Source organism: Curtobacterium sp. SORGH_AS_0776 (genome assembly GCF_031453355.1).
Classification (GTDB): domain Bacteria; phylum Actinomycetota; class Actinomycetes; order Actinomycetales; family Microbacteriaceae; genus Curtobacterium.
The window spans coordinates 881426-895034 of sequence record NZ_JAVIYU010000001.1 but is presented as its reverse complement, the minus strand read 5'-3'; the positions used below and the strand labels follow the sequence as shown (position 1 = coordinate 895034).

The 13609-nt window shown below is 70.6% G+C and carries 14 protein-coding genes and 3 tRNA genes; 9 read left to right on the top strand and 8 right to left on the bottom strand.

Features of this window, described 5'->3' with window-relative positions; genetic code table 11:
* Window positions 1-47: 47 nt before the first annotated feature.
* Both hpt and tilS read right to left on the bottom strand, forming a co-directional pair.
* Entirely contained in the window at window positions 48-599 is a 552-nt protein-coding gene (hpt, locus tag QE359_RS04525) for a hypoxanthine phosphoribosyltransferase (protein WP_070417327.1), read from the bottom strand.
* Window positions 600-608: 9 nt separating this feature from the next.
* The gene (tilS, locus tag QE359_RS04520; RefSeq protein WP_309777860.1) at window positions 609-1628 is read right to left on the bottom strand and encodes a tRNA lysidine(34) synthetase TilS; all 1020 of its coding nucleotides are present in this window, start codon (window positions 1626-1628) and stop codon (window positions 609-611) included.
* A gap of 51 nt (window positions 1629-1679) precedes the next feature.
* On the opposite strand from tilS, the gene QE359_RS04515 reads away from it, so the two are divergent.
* Complete coding sequence (locus tag QE359_RS04515) at window positions 1680-2171, top strand: inorganic diphosphatase (protein ID WP_070417329.1); 492 nt, start codon at window positions 1680-1682, stop codon at window positions 2169-2171.
* A 93-nt stretch (window positions 2172-2264) separates the two neighbouring features.
* Here QE359_RS04515 and QE359_RS04510 read toward each other — a convergent pair whose 3' ends face one another.
* Complete coding sequence (locus QE359_RS04510; protein ID WP_309777856.1) at window positions 2265-3689, bottom strand: NlpC/P60 family protein; 1425 nt, start codon at window positions 3687-3689, stop codon at window positions 2265-2267.
* A 73-nt stretch (window positions 3690-3762) separates the two neighbouring features.
* On the bottom strand, window positions 3763-5034 hold the full coding sequence (locus QE359_RS04505) for a M23 family metallopeptidase (RefSeq protein WP_309777854.1): 1272 nt from the start codon (window positions 5032-5034) through the stop codon (window positions 3763-3765).
* A gap of 301 nt (window positions 5035-5335) precedes the next feature.
* Here QE359_RS04505 and QE359_RS04500 point away from each other — a divergent pair.
* The 3 genes from QE359_RS04500 to QE359_RS04490 all read left to right on the top strand — a co-directional run bounded on the left by QE359_RS04500 (window position 5336) and on the right by QE359_RS04490 (window position 5614).
* Window positions 5336-5408 (top strand) — tRNA-Glu (locus tag QE359_RS04500).
* A gap of 55 nt (window positions 5409-5463) precedes the next feature.
* Window positions 5464-5540: transfer RNA gene (locus QE359_RS04495), tRNA-Asp, on the top strand.
* Window position 5541: 1 nt separating this feature from the next.
* Window positions 5542-5614 (top strand) — tRNA-Phe (locus tag QE359_RS04490).
* A 113-nt stretch (window positions 5615-5727) separates the two neighbouring features.
* Here the strand turns inward: QE359_RS04490 and QE359_RS04485 are convergent.
* Complete coding sequence (locus QE359_RS04485; RefSeq protein WP_071296510.1) at window positions 5728-6738, bottom strand: aldo/keto reductase family protein; 1011 nt, start codon at window positions 6736-6738, stop codon at window positions 5728-5730.
* 315 nt (window positions 6739-7053) lie between these two features.
* Here QE359_RS04485 and QE359_RS04480 point away from each other — a divergent pair, with 315 nt between their 5' ends.
* Entirely contained in the window at window positions 7054-8046 is a 993-nt protein-coding gene (locus QE359_RS04480; protein ID WP_309777852.1) for an SDR family oxidoreductase, read from the top strand.
* A gap of 103 nt (window positions 8047-8149) precedes the next feature.
* On the opposite strand, the gene rocD is transcribed toward QE359_RS04480, so the two are convergent.
* Window positions 8150-9376 carry an ornithine--oxo-acid transaminase gene (rocD, locus tag QE359_RS04475; RefSeq protein WP_309777850.1) on the bottom strand — a complete coding sequence of 409 codons (1227 nt, stop codon included), beginning with the start codon at window positions 9374-9376 and terminating at the stop codon, window positions 8150-8152.
* Complete coding sequence (gene ddaH / locus QE359_RS04470) at window positions 9373-10260, bottom strand: dimethylargininase (RefSeq protein WP_309777849.1); 888 nt, start codon at window positions 10258-10260, stop codon at window positions 9373-9375. The genes rocD and ddaH overlap by 4 nt, the downstream gene beginning before the upstream one ends.
* Window positions 10261-10498: 238 nt before the next feature.
* Between ddaH and QE359_RS04465 the strand changes: the two genes are divergently transcribed.
* From QE359_RS04465 to QE359_RS04450, 4 genes are read left to right on the top strand one after another with little or no spacing between them, the layout of a single operon-like run.
* Window positions 10499-10936 (top strand): Lrp/AsnC family transcriptional regulator, encoded by a 438-nt coding sequence (locus tag QE359_RS04465; RefSeq protein WP_070417337.1) that lies wholly within the window; start codon window positions 10499-10501, stop codon window positions 10934-10936.
* A gap of 10 nt (window positions 10937-10946) precedes the next feature.
* A complete protein-coding gene (locus QE359_RS04460) occupies window positions 10947-11327 on the top strand; it encodes a hypothetical protein (protein WP_309777847.1) in 381 nt (126 codons plus the stop codon).
* A 3-nt stretch (window positions 11328-11330) separates the two neighbouring features.
* Window positions 11331-12164, top strand: coding sequence for a nitroreductase family protein (locus QE359_RS04455; RefSeq protein WP_309777845.1), 834 nt, complete (start codon window positions 11331-11333; stop codon window positions 12162-12164).
* Window positions 12161-12922, top strand: coding sequence for a DUF2071 domain-containing protein (locus tag QE359_RS04450; protein ID WP_309777843.1), 762 nt, complete (start codon window positions 12161-12163; stop codon window positions 12920-12922). The genes QE359_RS04455 and QE359_RS04450 overlap by 4 nt, the downstream gene beginning before the upstream one ends.
* On the opposite strand, the gene QE359_RS04445 is transcribed toward QE359_RS04450, so the two are convergent.
* Window positions 12894-13607, bottom strand: a complete 714-nt coding sequence (locus tag QE359_RS04445) for a hypothetical protein (RefSeq protein ID WP_309777842.1) — start codon at window positions 13605-13607, stop codon at window positions 12894-12896. The genes QE359_RS04450 and QE359_RS04445 overlap by 29 nt on opposite strands.
* Window positions 13608-13609: the final 2 nt, after the last annotated feature.

Here is a 13609-nt window from a genome sequence, read left to right as displayed (position 1 = left end):
GGCGAGAATGGGTGTCCTCTGCGGGCGAACTCCACCCGCCGCCAGGATCAGCTGTAGACGTGCGGTGCGAGCACCCCGACCCCGCGCAGGTTGCGGTAGCGCTCGTCGTAGTCCAGGCCGTAGCCGACCACGAACGCGTCCGGGATGTCGAAACCGACGTACTTCACGTCGACCTCGACCTTGGCCGCCTCAGGCTTGCGCAGCAGTGCGACGATCTCGACGCTCGCGGCCCCGCGGGACTCGAGGTTCTGCTTGAGCCACGACAGCGTCAGACCGGAGTCGATGATGTCCTCGACGATGAGGACGTCCCGCCCGTGCAGGTCGGTGTCGAGGTCCTTGAGGATGCGGACCACGCCGGACGACTTCGTGCCGGAGCCGTACGACGACACCGCCATCCAGTCCATGCGCGCCTGCATCTTGAGGTGGCGCGAGAAGTCCGCCATCACCATGACGGCACCCTTGAGGACACCGACGAGCAGTGGGTCGCGCCCCGCGTAGTCGGCGTCGACCACCGCGGCGAGCTCGGCGAGCTTGTCGTCGATCTGCTCGGGGGTGAAGAGGACTTCGGACAGGTCTGCCTGGACGTCGGAGAGTTCCACCACTCCAGCCTAACCGGCGGTGAAGGCCAGACGGTCGCCCGATCGCGACGCCTGCACGCCCGGCAGGTCGATCGGCCCCTGCCCGCTCCAGTCGGTGACGAGGCGGCACACCTCGAGCGTCTGCACGCGGGACAGCGTCACGCCGAACTCGCTCTCCACCGCCAGCCGCACGAGCCGCTGCCGGAGGGCCGGCGGGTTGGCCGCGAGCTCCCGCACGGACAGCGAGATGCCGGCCTCCGAGTGCTCGGCGAGGTCCTCGGCCATCTCCTCGGCGAAGTGGTCGAGCGCGGCAGAGTCCTCGCGGAGCTGGTCGGCGGTGCGGGCGAGGGCCTCGGGCACACCGGCGCCGAGTTCGCGTTCGAGCGCGGGAAGGAGCACGTTCCGGACGCGGACGCGCGCGAAGGCCGGGTCCGCGTTCTGCGGGTCGTCCCACGGGGCGAGTCCGGCGGCGGCGCACGCCTGCCGCGTCGTGTGTCGACGGACGCCGAGGAGCGGCCGCCCGTAGGCCGGCCCGGCATGGCGCCGCGTCAGCGGCGCGATGCCGGACAGCGAGTCCGGCCCGCTCCCGCGGGCGAGGCCGAGCAGCACGGACTCCGCCTGGTCGTCCAGCGTGTGTCCGAACAGCACGAGGGGTGACCCGACGTCGGACGCGACGATCGCGATCGACGCGTGCCGCGCCTCCCGAGCCGCCGCTTCGGGACCGCCCGCGGAACCCACGTCGACACGACGGACGGTCACCGGTGCGAGTCCCAGCTCGGACGCCTGCCTGGAGGCGCGGCTCGCCACCGCCTCGGAGCCCGCCTGGAGTGCGTGGTCGACGACCACCGCCCCGGCTCGCAGGTCCTGCTTGGGCGCCTCGAACGCGGTGGCCGCGGCGAGCGCGAGCGAGTCCGGTCCGCCGCTCAGCGCGACGAGCACGAGGTCTCCGGGGCGCACCGTGCCCTCGTCGAGCGCTCGCGCGAGCAAGGAGCGCACCGCGCGACGGGTGTCGGCGACCGCAGGGTCGAGCCGGGGACGCGGAGTGTTCACCCGGTAACGTTAGCCGCGCTTTCTTCCCGCACATCAGACCAGGAGCGCAACATGGCCGCGTACGACGTCGTCGTCGAGATCCCCAAGGGCAGCCGCAACAAGTACGAGGTGGACCACGAGACCGGTCGCGTGTACCTCGACCGCGTGCTGTTCACCTCGTTCGTGTACCCGACCGACTACGGGTTCTTCGAGAAGACCCTGGCCGACGACGGTGACCCCGTGGACGCGCTGCTGCTCCTCGAGTACCCGACGTTCCCCGGTGTGGGCGTCAAGGTCCGCCCGGTGGGCGTCTTCAAGATGAGCGACGAGGCCGGCAACGACGCGAAGGTCCTCGTGGTCCCCGCGAAGGACCCGCGCTGGGCGCACATCCAGGACATCTCGGACGTCGACGAGCAGACGAAGGCCGAGATCGCGCACTTCTTCGAGCGCTACAAGGACCTCGAGCCGAACAAGTGGGTCAAGGCCGAGGGTTGGGGCGACGCCGCCGAGGCCGAGGCGATCGTCACGGCCGGCCAGGCCGCGTACGTGCCCGCCGGTCACTGACGCTCCCGGTCCCGTTCCGGCTCGACCGGGACTGCACCGCCTGACGACGAGTGCGCACGATCCCTCGTGCGCACTCGTCGTTCATGCGTGCGGCTAGAGCGAACCGCTCGGCCGTGCGACGTAGGGCAGCAGCTGGCCCGGGGTCCAGATCGCCCGCTCGAGCACGCCGCGCTGCGGGTTCGCCGCCTCGACCATCATGCCGTTGCCGGTGTAGATCGAGTCGTGATACGCCTCGTTGACGGTGCCGTTGTACGAGTAGAAGAGGATGTCGCCGGGCTGCCGCTGCGACATCGGCACGAGGCGCCCGATCGACTTGAAGTAGTTGTACTGCCAGACGACGTTGTGCCCACCGGTGGCGATGCCCTGCGAGCTGTAGGCCATCATCACGAGGCCGGAGCAGTCCCACGTGTTCGGGCCGGCACCGCCGAACTGGTACGCGTCGCCGATCTGTGCCCGGGCGTAGGCGATCGCGCCGGCTGCCTTCGAGGGCGTGCTCGGTGCGGTCGGGGTCGTCGGGGTGGTGGGCGTGCTCGGCTTCGACGGGGTGGTCGGAGTGGTCGGGTTGCTCGGCTTCGACGGTGTGGTCGGGGCGCTGGGCTTGGTGCCGCCGGAGCTGCTGCCGCCGGTGGTGCCGCCGCCGGTGCTCGGCTGGGTGCTCGTGGTGCCGCCGCCGGTGCCCGGCTGGGTGCTCGTGCCGCCGCCCGTGCTCGGCGTGCTGCTCGCGGCGCCCCCACCCGAGCCCGTGCCGGTGCCCGCGGCCGCGGTCGCCCCGGAGCCACCGGTGTTCGACGCGAGCTGCGCCTCCGCCCGCTTCGCCTGCTGCGCCGTCCAGTAGGCGGCTTCGGTGGCGACGCTCGTGCCCTTGAGGTACGCGAGCTGCTGCAGCACCTCGTCCTGCTGGTCCTGCTCACGCTGCACGCGGGCCTGCGCCGACGCCGCGGTGTCGTTCGCCTCGGCGAGGGCGGCCTTCGTCGCGTCCGTCGCCTTCGCGAGGGCCTTCGTCGCGGCGGACTGCTGCGCGGCGATCGCGTCGACGGTGTTCTGGTCCGCCTGGGCCTGGGCGAGGACGGTCGCGGAGCGCTCGGACAGGTGCGACATCGTGCCGACCCGGTAGAGCAGGTCCTTCGAGTCCCGCGAGTCGATGAGCATCGCCGCGGACAGGTCCCCGCCGCCGGTGCGCGACAGCTCGACCACGAGGCCGGCGACCTGCTGCGCGGAGGCGTCCGCCGTCCGTTCCGCCCGCTTGGACTGCGCGCTGAGGTCGTCCAGGGTCGCCTGCGCGTCCTGCTGCTGCGACGCCGCGAGGGCGTACGTCTGACCGGCCTGGAGCTCGGCGACCTGTGCGCTGTCGGCAGCGTCCTGCAGGGTCTGCAGCCGGGTGCTCAGCTCGTCGACGGTGGACTGGGCTTCGGCGGTGTCCGCCTTCGCCGCTCGCACGTCGTCCCAGCTCGGGGCGGACGGTGCCGCCTGGGCCGGGCCGGCGACCACGATGGAGAGACCGATCCCGAGGACGGCCACCACCGCGATCCCACAGGACAGGGTGCGAGCGGAGTGCTTCACGGCGTTCAGGGCCTTTCGGGCGCGCACACGGTCATACCGAGATCCCCCGCGCTGCCATGAAGGGGACCGGGTCGACGGCGGAACCGTTCACCCGGGTCTCGAAGTGGAGGTGGCAACCCGTCGACCACCCGGTCGAACCGACCTTGGCGATCTGCTGCCCGGCGGTGACGTGCTGGCCGACCGACACGAGCGTGCCGCCGTCGACGATGTGCCCGTACGCGGTCGAGATGCCGCCGCCGTTGTCGAGCACGACCTCGTTGCCGTAGCCGCCGCCGTTCGCCGCGAACGTCACCGTGCCGGACGCCGCCGCGTAGATCGGGGCGTAGCAGGCGGGAGCGAGGTCGACGCCGGCGTGCAGGGCGTAGTTCTTCGTGTACGGGTCGAGTCGGTAGCCGAACGGGCTCGTCTGGTACCCGCCGGTCGGGCGGACCCAGCCGGACGAGTTCGGCGAACCGCCACCGGTCCCGCCCTGGCTCGTCGCCGCGGCCTTCGCTGCCGCTGCCGCGATGCGGGCCAGCCGGGCCTTCTCCACCTGGACGCCCTTGTTGTAGCGCGCCTCGACGTTCTGCTCGCTCGTGGTCAGCAGGGTGAGCTGCGCCTCGAGTCGCTCCTTGTTGTCCGCCTGGGCGTCCACGGAGGACTGCGCCTGGTCAGCGGCGGCCTGTGCGGCCTGCATCTTCTGCTGTGCCTGGTCTGCGAGGTCGCCGAGGGCCTCCTTGGCGCGGTCCGCCTTGTCGGCGAGGCCCTGGGCCACACCGCGGTCCTGCGACGCCTGCGCGTAGATGCCGTCGGCCTGTTCGCTGAGCTTGGACATCGCACCGAGCTCGTACAGCAGGTCACCCGACTTCGTGGGGTGCGTGAGGATGTCGGTCGTGACGTCGTTCGCGCTCGCCCGCCCGAGCTGTGCCGCGAGCTGACCGGCCTGCGCCTCGGACGCGGTCGCGGTCTTCTCGGCGTCGTCCGCCTGGGACTGCAGCTTCTTCTGGGTCAGCGTCGCGTCGTCGTACTTCGTCTGCGCGGTCTGGTACGCCGTCCCGGCGGCCTCGGCGGACTTCTGCGCCGCGGAGGCCTTCGCCGTGAGGTCGGCGATGAGCCCCTTGATCTGGGTCACCTTCGCCTGTTGGGCCGACTTCGACGCCTTGGCCTTCTCGACGTCCGACCAGCTCGGGTACGACGCCGCACTGGCCGAGGTCACCGGGGCGAGGGCCGCGAGGGTGCCGGCGGTGAGCGCGACGGCGACCGCGGCGGCGATGAAGCGGCGGCGGGGACGGGGGCGGAGTGAGAGCGATGGTGAGGTCGACATACATCTCGATTTCGTAACAGCGCGGCAAGGCTCACGCACGTAACACTGTTAACAAGCGCAACAGTAACAACAGGTGTCGCACCCGCACACCCCCTCGCACGAGGGGCACGGGACCGACGACGATGGTCGCATCGGAACATCGACAGCACGAATCGGGGCCTGGTGCCCCACGGTGAGTGAAGCCCTGCGCTCGGGCGGCGACACCGCGACACGCCGGGGATTCCGCGGTGGAGCGGCTCGATTTGTGAATCCCGGGAGGCATCCGTATGCTTGTCCATCGGTAGCGCGAAGCACCGCTTGCGGCCCTATCGTTTAGTGGCCTAGGACACCGCCCTTTCACGGCGGCAGCACGGGTTCGAATCCCGTTGGGGTCACTCCTCGCAGAGTGAGCAAGCAAGCAGAGCACTACCGAACAACACAACACAACATGGCCCTGTAGCGCAGTTGGTTAGCGTGCCGCCCTGTCACGGCGGAGGTCGCGGGTTCAAGTCCCGTCAGGGTCGCCACGGCTGGATAGCTCAGTTGGTAGAGCGTTCGACTGAAAATCGAAAGGTCCACGGATCGATGCCGTGTCCAGCCACGGTGAAAGGCCCCCTACTCCGGTAGGGGGCCTTTTTGCGTTGGTCGTGACGCGACCACGTCCAGGAGGCGCGGTGCGGGTCGGACCCGCACCGCGCCTCCCGAGCTGGGCACCTACGCCTCGCGCGTCTTCGGGCTGCTCTCCTCGGTCTTCGCCGGGTCGCGTTCGACCACCGAGCCGAGAGCGTCGTCGATGCGGGACAGCAGCTCCGCGGGGATCGTCACCCCGGCAGCGCCGGCGTTGTCGTGCACCTGCTCCGGACGCGAGGCGCCGATGATGGCGGACGCCACGTTCTGGTTCTGCAGCACCCAGGCGACCGCGAGCTGCGCCATCGACAGGTCCAGCTCGTCGGCGATCGGCTTGAGCTCCTGCACGGCGGACAGCACCTCGTCGCGCATGAACCGCTCGATCATCTTCGCGCCGCCCTTGTCGTCGGTGGCGCGGGAGCCCTCCGGCAGCGGCTGACCGGGCTGGTACTTCCCCGTCAGCACACCCTGCGCGATCGGGGACCAGACGATCTGCGAGATGCCGAGCTCCTCGGACGTCGGGACGACCTCGCCCTCGATGACCCGCCAGAGCGCCGAGTACTGCGGCTGGTTCGAGATGAGCTGGACGCCGAGGTCGTCGGCGATCTCGTGTCCCGCGCGGAGCTGCTCCGCCGTCCACTCGCTCACGCCGATGTAAAGCGCCTTGCCCTGCCGGACGACGTCGGCGAACGCCATCATCGTCTCTTCGAGCGGCGTCTCGTAGTCGAAGCGGTGTGCCTGGTAGAGGTCGACGTAGTCGGTCTGCAGCCGCTCGAGCGAACCGTTGATCGACTCGAGGATGTGCTTGCGGCTCAGGCCGGTGTCGTTGTGCCCCTTGGGTCCGGTCGGCCCGAACACCTTCGTCGCGATCTCGAGGGACTGGCGGCGCTCCCCCTTCAGTGCCTCGCCGAGGACGGTCTCGGCACCGGTGTTGGCGTAGACGTCGGCGGTGTCGAACGTCGAGATGCCGACGTCGAGCGCTGCCCGGACGCAGGCGATCGCCGCGTCGTTCTCGACCTGGGAGGCGTGGGTGAGCCAGTTGCCGTAGGTGATCTCGGAGACCTTGAGGCCCGAGTTGCCGAGGTAGCGGTACTCCATGTGCGTGTCACTCCTGTCGTGGCCGCGTCGGTGCGGCTCCGTCGGCGACGGTAGTCCTCGGGACCTCCGTGCGAGCCGGTGACTGTACGCTGATGTTTCAGGAGCGGCGGGGAAAGACGAAACCCCGGCGATGTGGCCTGGGCCAGGGATCGTTCCGGGGTATTCGTGGACAACGGTAGCAGGCGGCGCACGCGGCGCTGTGGGCGGCGGACACCACCTCGCTCCGAGCCGTGCTCCGCGCCCGTCCCGACGGGTAGGTGCAGGATCGGAAGGGTTGCGGTGCAGTGGTGCACCGCCGGGAGCGAAGGAGCGTCCATGTCGGGAGCCAGCGTGCTGTTCATCGGCGGCAGTGGGGTGATCAGTGCCTCCTGTGTCCGCGAAGCCGTCGAGCAGGGGTTCGACGTCACCGTGCTCAACCGGGGGACCACCGGGGGCAGGCCGATCCCGGAGGGTGTGACGCGCCTCCAGGCCGACGTGTCGGACCGGAGCGCCCTGGCGGAGGTGGTCGGCGACCGCCACTGGGACGTCGTCGTGAACTGGATCGCCTTCACGCCGGACCAGGTGCAGGCCGACGTCGACTTCTTCGCCGGGCGGACCAGGCAGTACGTGTTCATCAGTTCGGCCTCGGCGTACCAGACCCCGGCGACGCACCTGCCGATCACGGAGTCGACGCCCCTGAAGAACCCGTACTGGCAGTACTCGCGGGACAAGATCGCGTGCGAGGAGCTGCTCATGGCGGCGTACCGGGAGCAGGACTTCCCGGTGACGATCATCCGGCCGTCGCACACCTACGACGAGACGAAGCTCCCGTTGACGGGCGGCTGGACCGCGGTCGCACGGATGCGTGCCGGCAAACCGATCATCATCACGGGCGACGGCAGCTCGCTGTGGACGATCACGCACAGCCGGGACTTCGCAGTCGGGTTCACGGGGCTGCTGGACCGGGCCGAGGCGATCGGCGAGGCGTTCACGATCACGAGCGACGAGGCGCCGACCTGGAACCAGATCGCGCACGAGATCGCAGCGGCAGCAGGCGTCGAAGACCTGAAGATCGTGCACGTGCCGGCGGATGCGATCAACGCCGTGGACCCGGAGTGGGGTGCGGCGCTCCTCGGCGACAAGGCGAACAGTTCGGTCTTCGACAACAGCAAGGTGCGGTCGCTCGTGCCGTGGTACCGGCCGCGGACGCCCTACCGGCAGGGCGTGCGCGAGGTCATCGCCTGGTACGAGGCGAACCCCGACGCGCAGGTCGTCGACGAGCGGCTCGACGCCCTGATGGACGAGCTGGCGGCGCGCTGGGCGGTGTGACGGGCGGGGAGCTGCGGTGCGGCGCCGCCGTGCTTCGTGAGCAGAAATGGTCGGGTGCCCTGGGGCGACCCGACCATTTCTGCTCACGAAGCGAGCGCGGGGCTCAGGACCGCGCGCGCAACACCTCGGCGAGGGCGCCGATCGCCAGGCGCACCTCGTCGTCGGTCACGACGAGCGGCGGCGCGAAGCGGATCGTCGACCCGTGCGTGTCCTTCACGAGCACCCCGCGGTCGGCGAGGTCCTGCGCGATCTGCTTGCCCGTGCCGAGCGCGGGGTCGATGTCGATGCCCGCCCAGAGTCCGGCGACCCGGTGCGAGACGACCCCGGAGCCGACCAGGTCGTCGAGCAGCCCGCGCAGCAGCGGTTCGCCCTCGAGCGCCCGCTGCTGGAACGTGCCCTCGTCGAGCATCGCCACGACCTCGGAGCCGACGGCCGCCGCGAGCGGGTTCCCGCCGAAGGTCGACCCGTGCTCGCCCGGACGCAGGACGCCCAGCACGTCACGCCGACCGACCACGGCGGACACGGGGACGATCCCGCCGCCGAGCGCCTTGCCGAGCGTGATGAGGTCCGGGCGGACCCCGACGCGCTGCACGGCGAGGGTGTGGCCGGTGCGACCGAGCCCGGACTGGATCTCGTCGGCGACGAACAGCGCGCCGAACTCGTCGCAGATCGCCCGGACGTCCGGCAGGTAGGACGGAGGCGGGATGACGACCCCGCCCTCGCCCTGGATCGGCTCGAGCAGCACCGCGACGACAGTGTCGTCCATCGCCTCGCGCAGGGCATCGGCATCGCCGTACGGCACGGTGCGGAAACCGGGCGTGAACGGCCCGAAGTCGTCGTGCGCCGACGGGTCGTCCGAGAACGAGATGATCGTCGTGGTGCGGCCGTGGAAGTTCCCCGAGGCGACGATGATCGTGGCGCGCTCAGCGGGGACGCCCTTGACGCGGTAGCCCCAGGCACGGGAGACCTTGATCGCGGACTCCACCGCCTCGGCACCGGTGTTCATCGGCAGGACCATGTCGGTCTCGGTCAACGCGGCGAGCGCCGAGGCGAACGGTCCGAGCTGGTCGTTCACGAACGCGCGCGAGGTCAGCGTGACCCGGTCGAGCTGCGCCCGCGCGGCGTCGAGCAGCCGGGGGTTGCCGTGACCGAAGTTCACAGCGGAGTAGGCGGCGAGGCCGTCCAGGTAGCGCTTGCCGTCGACGTCCGTGACCCACGCGCCGTCGCCCGATGCGATGACGACGGGCAGCGGGCTGTAGTTGTGGGCGAGGGAGCGTTCCTCGACGGCGAGCGCCGCAGCGGTCCGCGAACCGAGCGACGAGGCCGTCATCGCGCGACCGAGGTGCCGGTGCCGACGGGGTGCAGGTCGAGCGTGCAGCACTTCACGCCGCCGCCGCCGAGCAGGAGCTCGGACAGGTCGACGCCGATCGGGTTGTAGCCCTTCTCGCGGAGCTGCGACGCGAACGTGGTGGCGCGCGAGGCGATCACGACGTTGTACCCGTCGGAGTAGGAGTTCAGGCCGAGGATCGCGGCGTCCTCCTCGGTGGCGATGATCGCGTCCGGGAAGCGCTCGCGCAGGATCGCCAGCGACGGCTCGTCGAAGGCGCTCTCGAGGTACGCGATGTTCGAGGTGCCGTCCGCGGCGGGCTCCGGGTCGAGGACCGCGATCGCCGTGTCGAGGTGGTAGAAGTTCGGGTTGATGAGCTTCAGGGTGACGACCTCGCGGCCGTAGATCTTCGCGAGCTCCTCGTGCGAGGTGCTGTCCGAGCGGAAGCCGGTGCCGGCGAAGATGGTGTTCCCGATGAGCAGGAAGTCGCCCTCGCCCTCGTTCGTCTCCTCGGGCTCGGCGACGGTCAGGCCCGCGCTGCGGAACCAGTCCATGTACGCCGGACCCTCGGGCTGACGCTCGGGGTACTGGAACTTCGCGCCGTACGCGACGCCGTCGAGCACGAACCCGCCGTTGGCCGCGTAAACCATGTCCGGCAGGCCCTCGATCGGCTCGATGTACGAGATGTCGAAGCCGAGCTGCTCGTAGACGTCCACGAGGGACTGCCACTGCTCGACGGCCTTCGACGTGTCGGTCGGGTCCTCGGGGTGCATCCACGGGTTGATCCGGTAGCTGACCGTGTAGTGCGTCGGCTTGCACATCAGGATCGTCCGCTTTGTGGCGGTACGGGCCGGTGCATCGGTGGTCGAGGGTGCGGTGTTCGACATCAGTCCTCCTGGAGGGACCGGGGCCCGAGCCTGCCAGGAACCACCACTGAAGAAGAGCTCCGGTGAGATGCAGGCTCACTCACCGCAGCGGACCAGGTCGACGCCGCGTCGATCCTCGCACACACCGTCCAGCACGTGCAGTCCCCCACACTGCGGGTCAGTGACACCCGTTCGGGTGACGCACGTTTCGTGCGCCGAACCCACCGGACGTGCAAGAAGTCCGCGTACCATGGGTGCAATGGATTCGCTCGACCACCGCATCCTGGATCAACTCCGGGAGAACGCCCGCGCCGGCTACGGCGACATCGGGTCGGTGGTCGGACTCTCGGCCTCCGCCGTGAAGCGTCGCGTCGACCGGCTGGTGGGCGACGGCGTGATCCAGGGCTTCACGATCAAGGTCGACCCCGCCGTCGAGGACCGCGGCACCGAGGCCTGGGTGGAGCTCTACTGCCGCGGCACGGTCTCCCCCGACGAGCTCCGCACCCTGCTCGACAGCGTGCCGGAGGTCATCGACGCCGGCACCGTCACGGGCAGCGCCGACGCCGTCGTGCACATGCGCTCGAAGGACCTCTCCGCGCTCGAGGAAGCCCTCGACAAGGTCCGCCTCGCACCCCAGGTGGACCACACGCGGTCCGCGATCGTGCTCTCCAAGCTGGTCAGTCGCGAGACCGCGTAACGTCCCGCACATGGGATTGATGGCGGCCAGGAGGCGCGGATCGCCTCCCACGGGTTCGCGCACCGCCCGCCGGCTGGTCACCGCTGCGAGCGTCGCCTACGTCGCGAACTGCGCCTGGGGCACCGCGGTCGCCGTGCGGCTCATCCGGACGAGGAAGCTGCGCGTCGTCCACCACGGCCTGTTCGTCGTGACCGCCACGCTGACCGGTGTCGCGGCGACCACCCCGGTCTGGACGCGAAGCCGATCGGCGCTCTTCCTGCTCCCGGCGCTCGTGCCGCTCGCGGTCGCACCACGCACGAACCCGCGCTCCGGAGCACACTGGCAAGTCGCGGTCGCCGCGGCGCCGTCCTACCTGGGGGCGTTGCTCGCGGGCCGCCGAGCAGAGAGGTGAGCAGTGGAGCTCTTCGAGGCGATCAGACACCGGCGGACCACCAACGGACCGTTCCTCCCCGACCCCGTGTCGCCCGAGCACCAGCGGCTGCTCATGGAGCTGGCCGGCCGGGCACCGTCGCAGCTCAACAGCCAGCCGTGGCGGTTCGTCCTCGTCGAGGAGCGCGACACGATCGACCGCGTCGCCGAGATCAGCGGCTCGTCGATGACCCGGACCATGGCCGAGGGGACGTTCTTCGAGCGGTACAAGCCGTACTTCCGGTTCTCCCAGGCCGAGATGAACGAGCGGCGCGACGGCATGCTGTTCGACAAGCTCCCCGGCCCGCTCAAGCCCTTCACGAAGCAGGTGTTCACGAAGCGCGGTCAGCTGCTCATGAACACACTGCGGGTGCCGCACACCCTCGGTGAGGAGAACCGGAAGCTCGTCGCCGGGTCGCCGCTGCTGCTCGGCGTGCTGCTCGACCGGCACGAGTACCGGAAGGAGGAGCTCTCCGGCTTCTACTCGGTGTTCAGCATGGGTGCGGCGATGGAGAACATCTGGCTCGCCACCACCGAGCTCGGCCTCGGCATCCAGTTCGTGTCCTTCCCGATGGAGACCCCCGGCGCGTGGGAGCAGATCGAGGGACTGCTCCACGTCCCCGAGTCGCTCGAGCTGATGGCCGTCTACCGGATCGGCTACCTGCCGCCCGAGCGCCGGCGTCCCGCGATCGACTGGACGTCGAGCGAGCGGAAGCGGCCGTCGCAGTACGTGTTCCGCGGGACCTGCGACACCCCGCAGCAGGGGTGGGACGACGCGCCCGTGGCGGGGCACATCGCCCCGGAGGCGACCACCTCGTGACCGCGGCCGTGCCCGCCGGGGGCGAACCGCGCCTCCAGGCCGTCGCTCCCGGACTGACCGGACGCCCCTGGATCTCGCAGGACTGGCTCGATGTCGTCTTCGTACACTGGCGCGTCGACGTCTCGGCGGTTGCGCCGCTGCTCCCCGCAGGCACCCGGCCGGACACCCTCGATGCGGACGGCACCGACGACGGGGCGACCACGTGGGTCGGCCTCATCGCGTTCCGGTTCGAGGACACCCGGTTCCCGCCGATCTCGACGGGGAGGATCGGGGACTTCGTCGAGGTGAACGTCCGCGTCTACACGATCGACGACGAAGGGCGGCACGGTGTGGTGTTCCTGTCGCTCGACGCCGGCAAGCTCCTGCCGACGATCGGCGCGCGCGTCGCGACCGGTCTGCCGTACTGGTGGGCCGATGCCGAGACGCGGAACGGCGACGGCCGCGTCGGCTACGCCATGCGACGACACGGGACGCACCTGCGGTCCCTCGTCGAAGTGCGGGTCGGTGCGGAGGTGACCGAGCCGACGGCCCTCGAGACCTTCCTGACCGCGCGGTGGGGCATGCACGTGCACCGAGCCGGCCGGACCCGGTTCTGGCCGAACGAGCACGAGCCGTGGCCGCTCCACCGGGCCTCGGTCGTGTCGCTCCGGGACGACCTGATCGGTGCCGCGGGGCTGCCGTTCGCACTGGCCGAGCTCGAACCGGACTCGGTGCTCTACTCGCCCGGCGTCACGACGCGGTTCGGTCTCGGGCGCTGAGCGGGTCGTCGCTCGGCGGTTCCTGACCGCGGACGCCCGGCTCCGTGCCGTCGAGGTCGGCGTCGGTGGCCTTCGATGCAGCGCGCCAGTGCAGCACCGCGAGGATGACGGTGAGCGGGACGATCACGACGCTCCACCCGACCCACCGCGACGAGTACGTCTCGTCGACGGCCGGGACCGTCAACGCCACGACCGCGAACACGGTCGAGGCCACCGCGACACCGGCGATCGCCACGGAACGGCCCCGCAGCTCGAACCGCGTCGGCTCGGACTGTCGTGCGGACCGGAGGCCGATCTCGACGGCCCCCAGCGCGAACAGGAGGGCCTGCGCCCCCACCGCGAGCGCGAACGCCGCCAGGCAGACCCCGGCGGCGCCCCACACGGTGACGCGCGTGCGGTGCAGGCGCCACGCGGCTGCACGACTCGGGTACCAGTACGCCCGCCGTCCGACGGCTGCGAGCACCACCGCGCCGGCCAGCACGACCACGCTGACGAGGATCGCCACGGGCAGCGCCGCGCGCTGCAGCCAGATGCCGATGGCCAGGACGACCAGCACACCGGCCACCTGTGCCGCCGGAGGACCCCACCACTGTTCAGGGAGGATCGGCGTCCGTCGGACCCAGCGCGGCTCCGGCTCCTGCTCCGCGTCCGGCCCGGGCTCCGCGGGGTCGACTCGGATGTCCACCC

Bases quoted from the DNA above. Each gene is read 5' to 3' on its own strand.
- QE359_RS04515 (WP_070417329.1), top strand. From the start codon at position 1,680: ATGGCCGCGTACGACGTCGTCGTCGAGATCCCCAAGGGCAGCCGCAAC.
- QE359_RS04505 (WP_309777854.1), bottom strand. From the start codon at position 5,034: ATGTCGACCTCACCATCGCTCTCACTCCGCCCCCGTCCCCGCCGCCGC.
- QE359_RS04485 (WP_071296510.1), bottom strand. From the start codon at position 6,738: ATGGAGTACCGCTACCTCGGCAACTCGGGCCTCAAGGTCTCCGAGATC.
- QE359_RS04480 (WP_309777852.1), top strand. From the start codon at position 7,054: ATGTCGGGAGCCAGCGTGCTGTTCATCGGCGGCAGTGGGGTGATCAGT.
- rocD (WP_309777850.1), bottom strand. From the start codon at position 9,376: ATGACGGCCTCGTCGCTCGGTTCGCGGACCGCTGCGGCGCTCGCCGTC.
- ddaH (WP_309777849.1), bottom strand. From the start codon at position 10,260: ATGTCGAACACCGCACCCTCGACCACCGATGCACCGGCCCGTACCGCC.
- QE359_RS04465 (WP_070417337.1), top strand. From the start codon at position 10,499: ATGGATTCGCTCGACCACCGCATCCTGGATCAACTCCGGGAGAACGCC.
- QE359_RS04460 (WP_309777847.1), top strand. From the start codon at position 10,947: ATGGGATTGATGGCGGCCAGGAGGCGCGGATCGCCTCCCACGGGTTCG.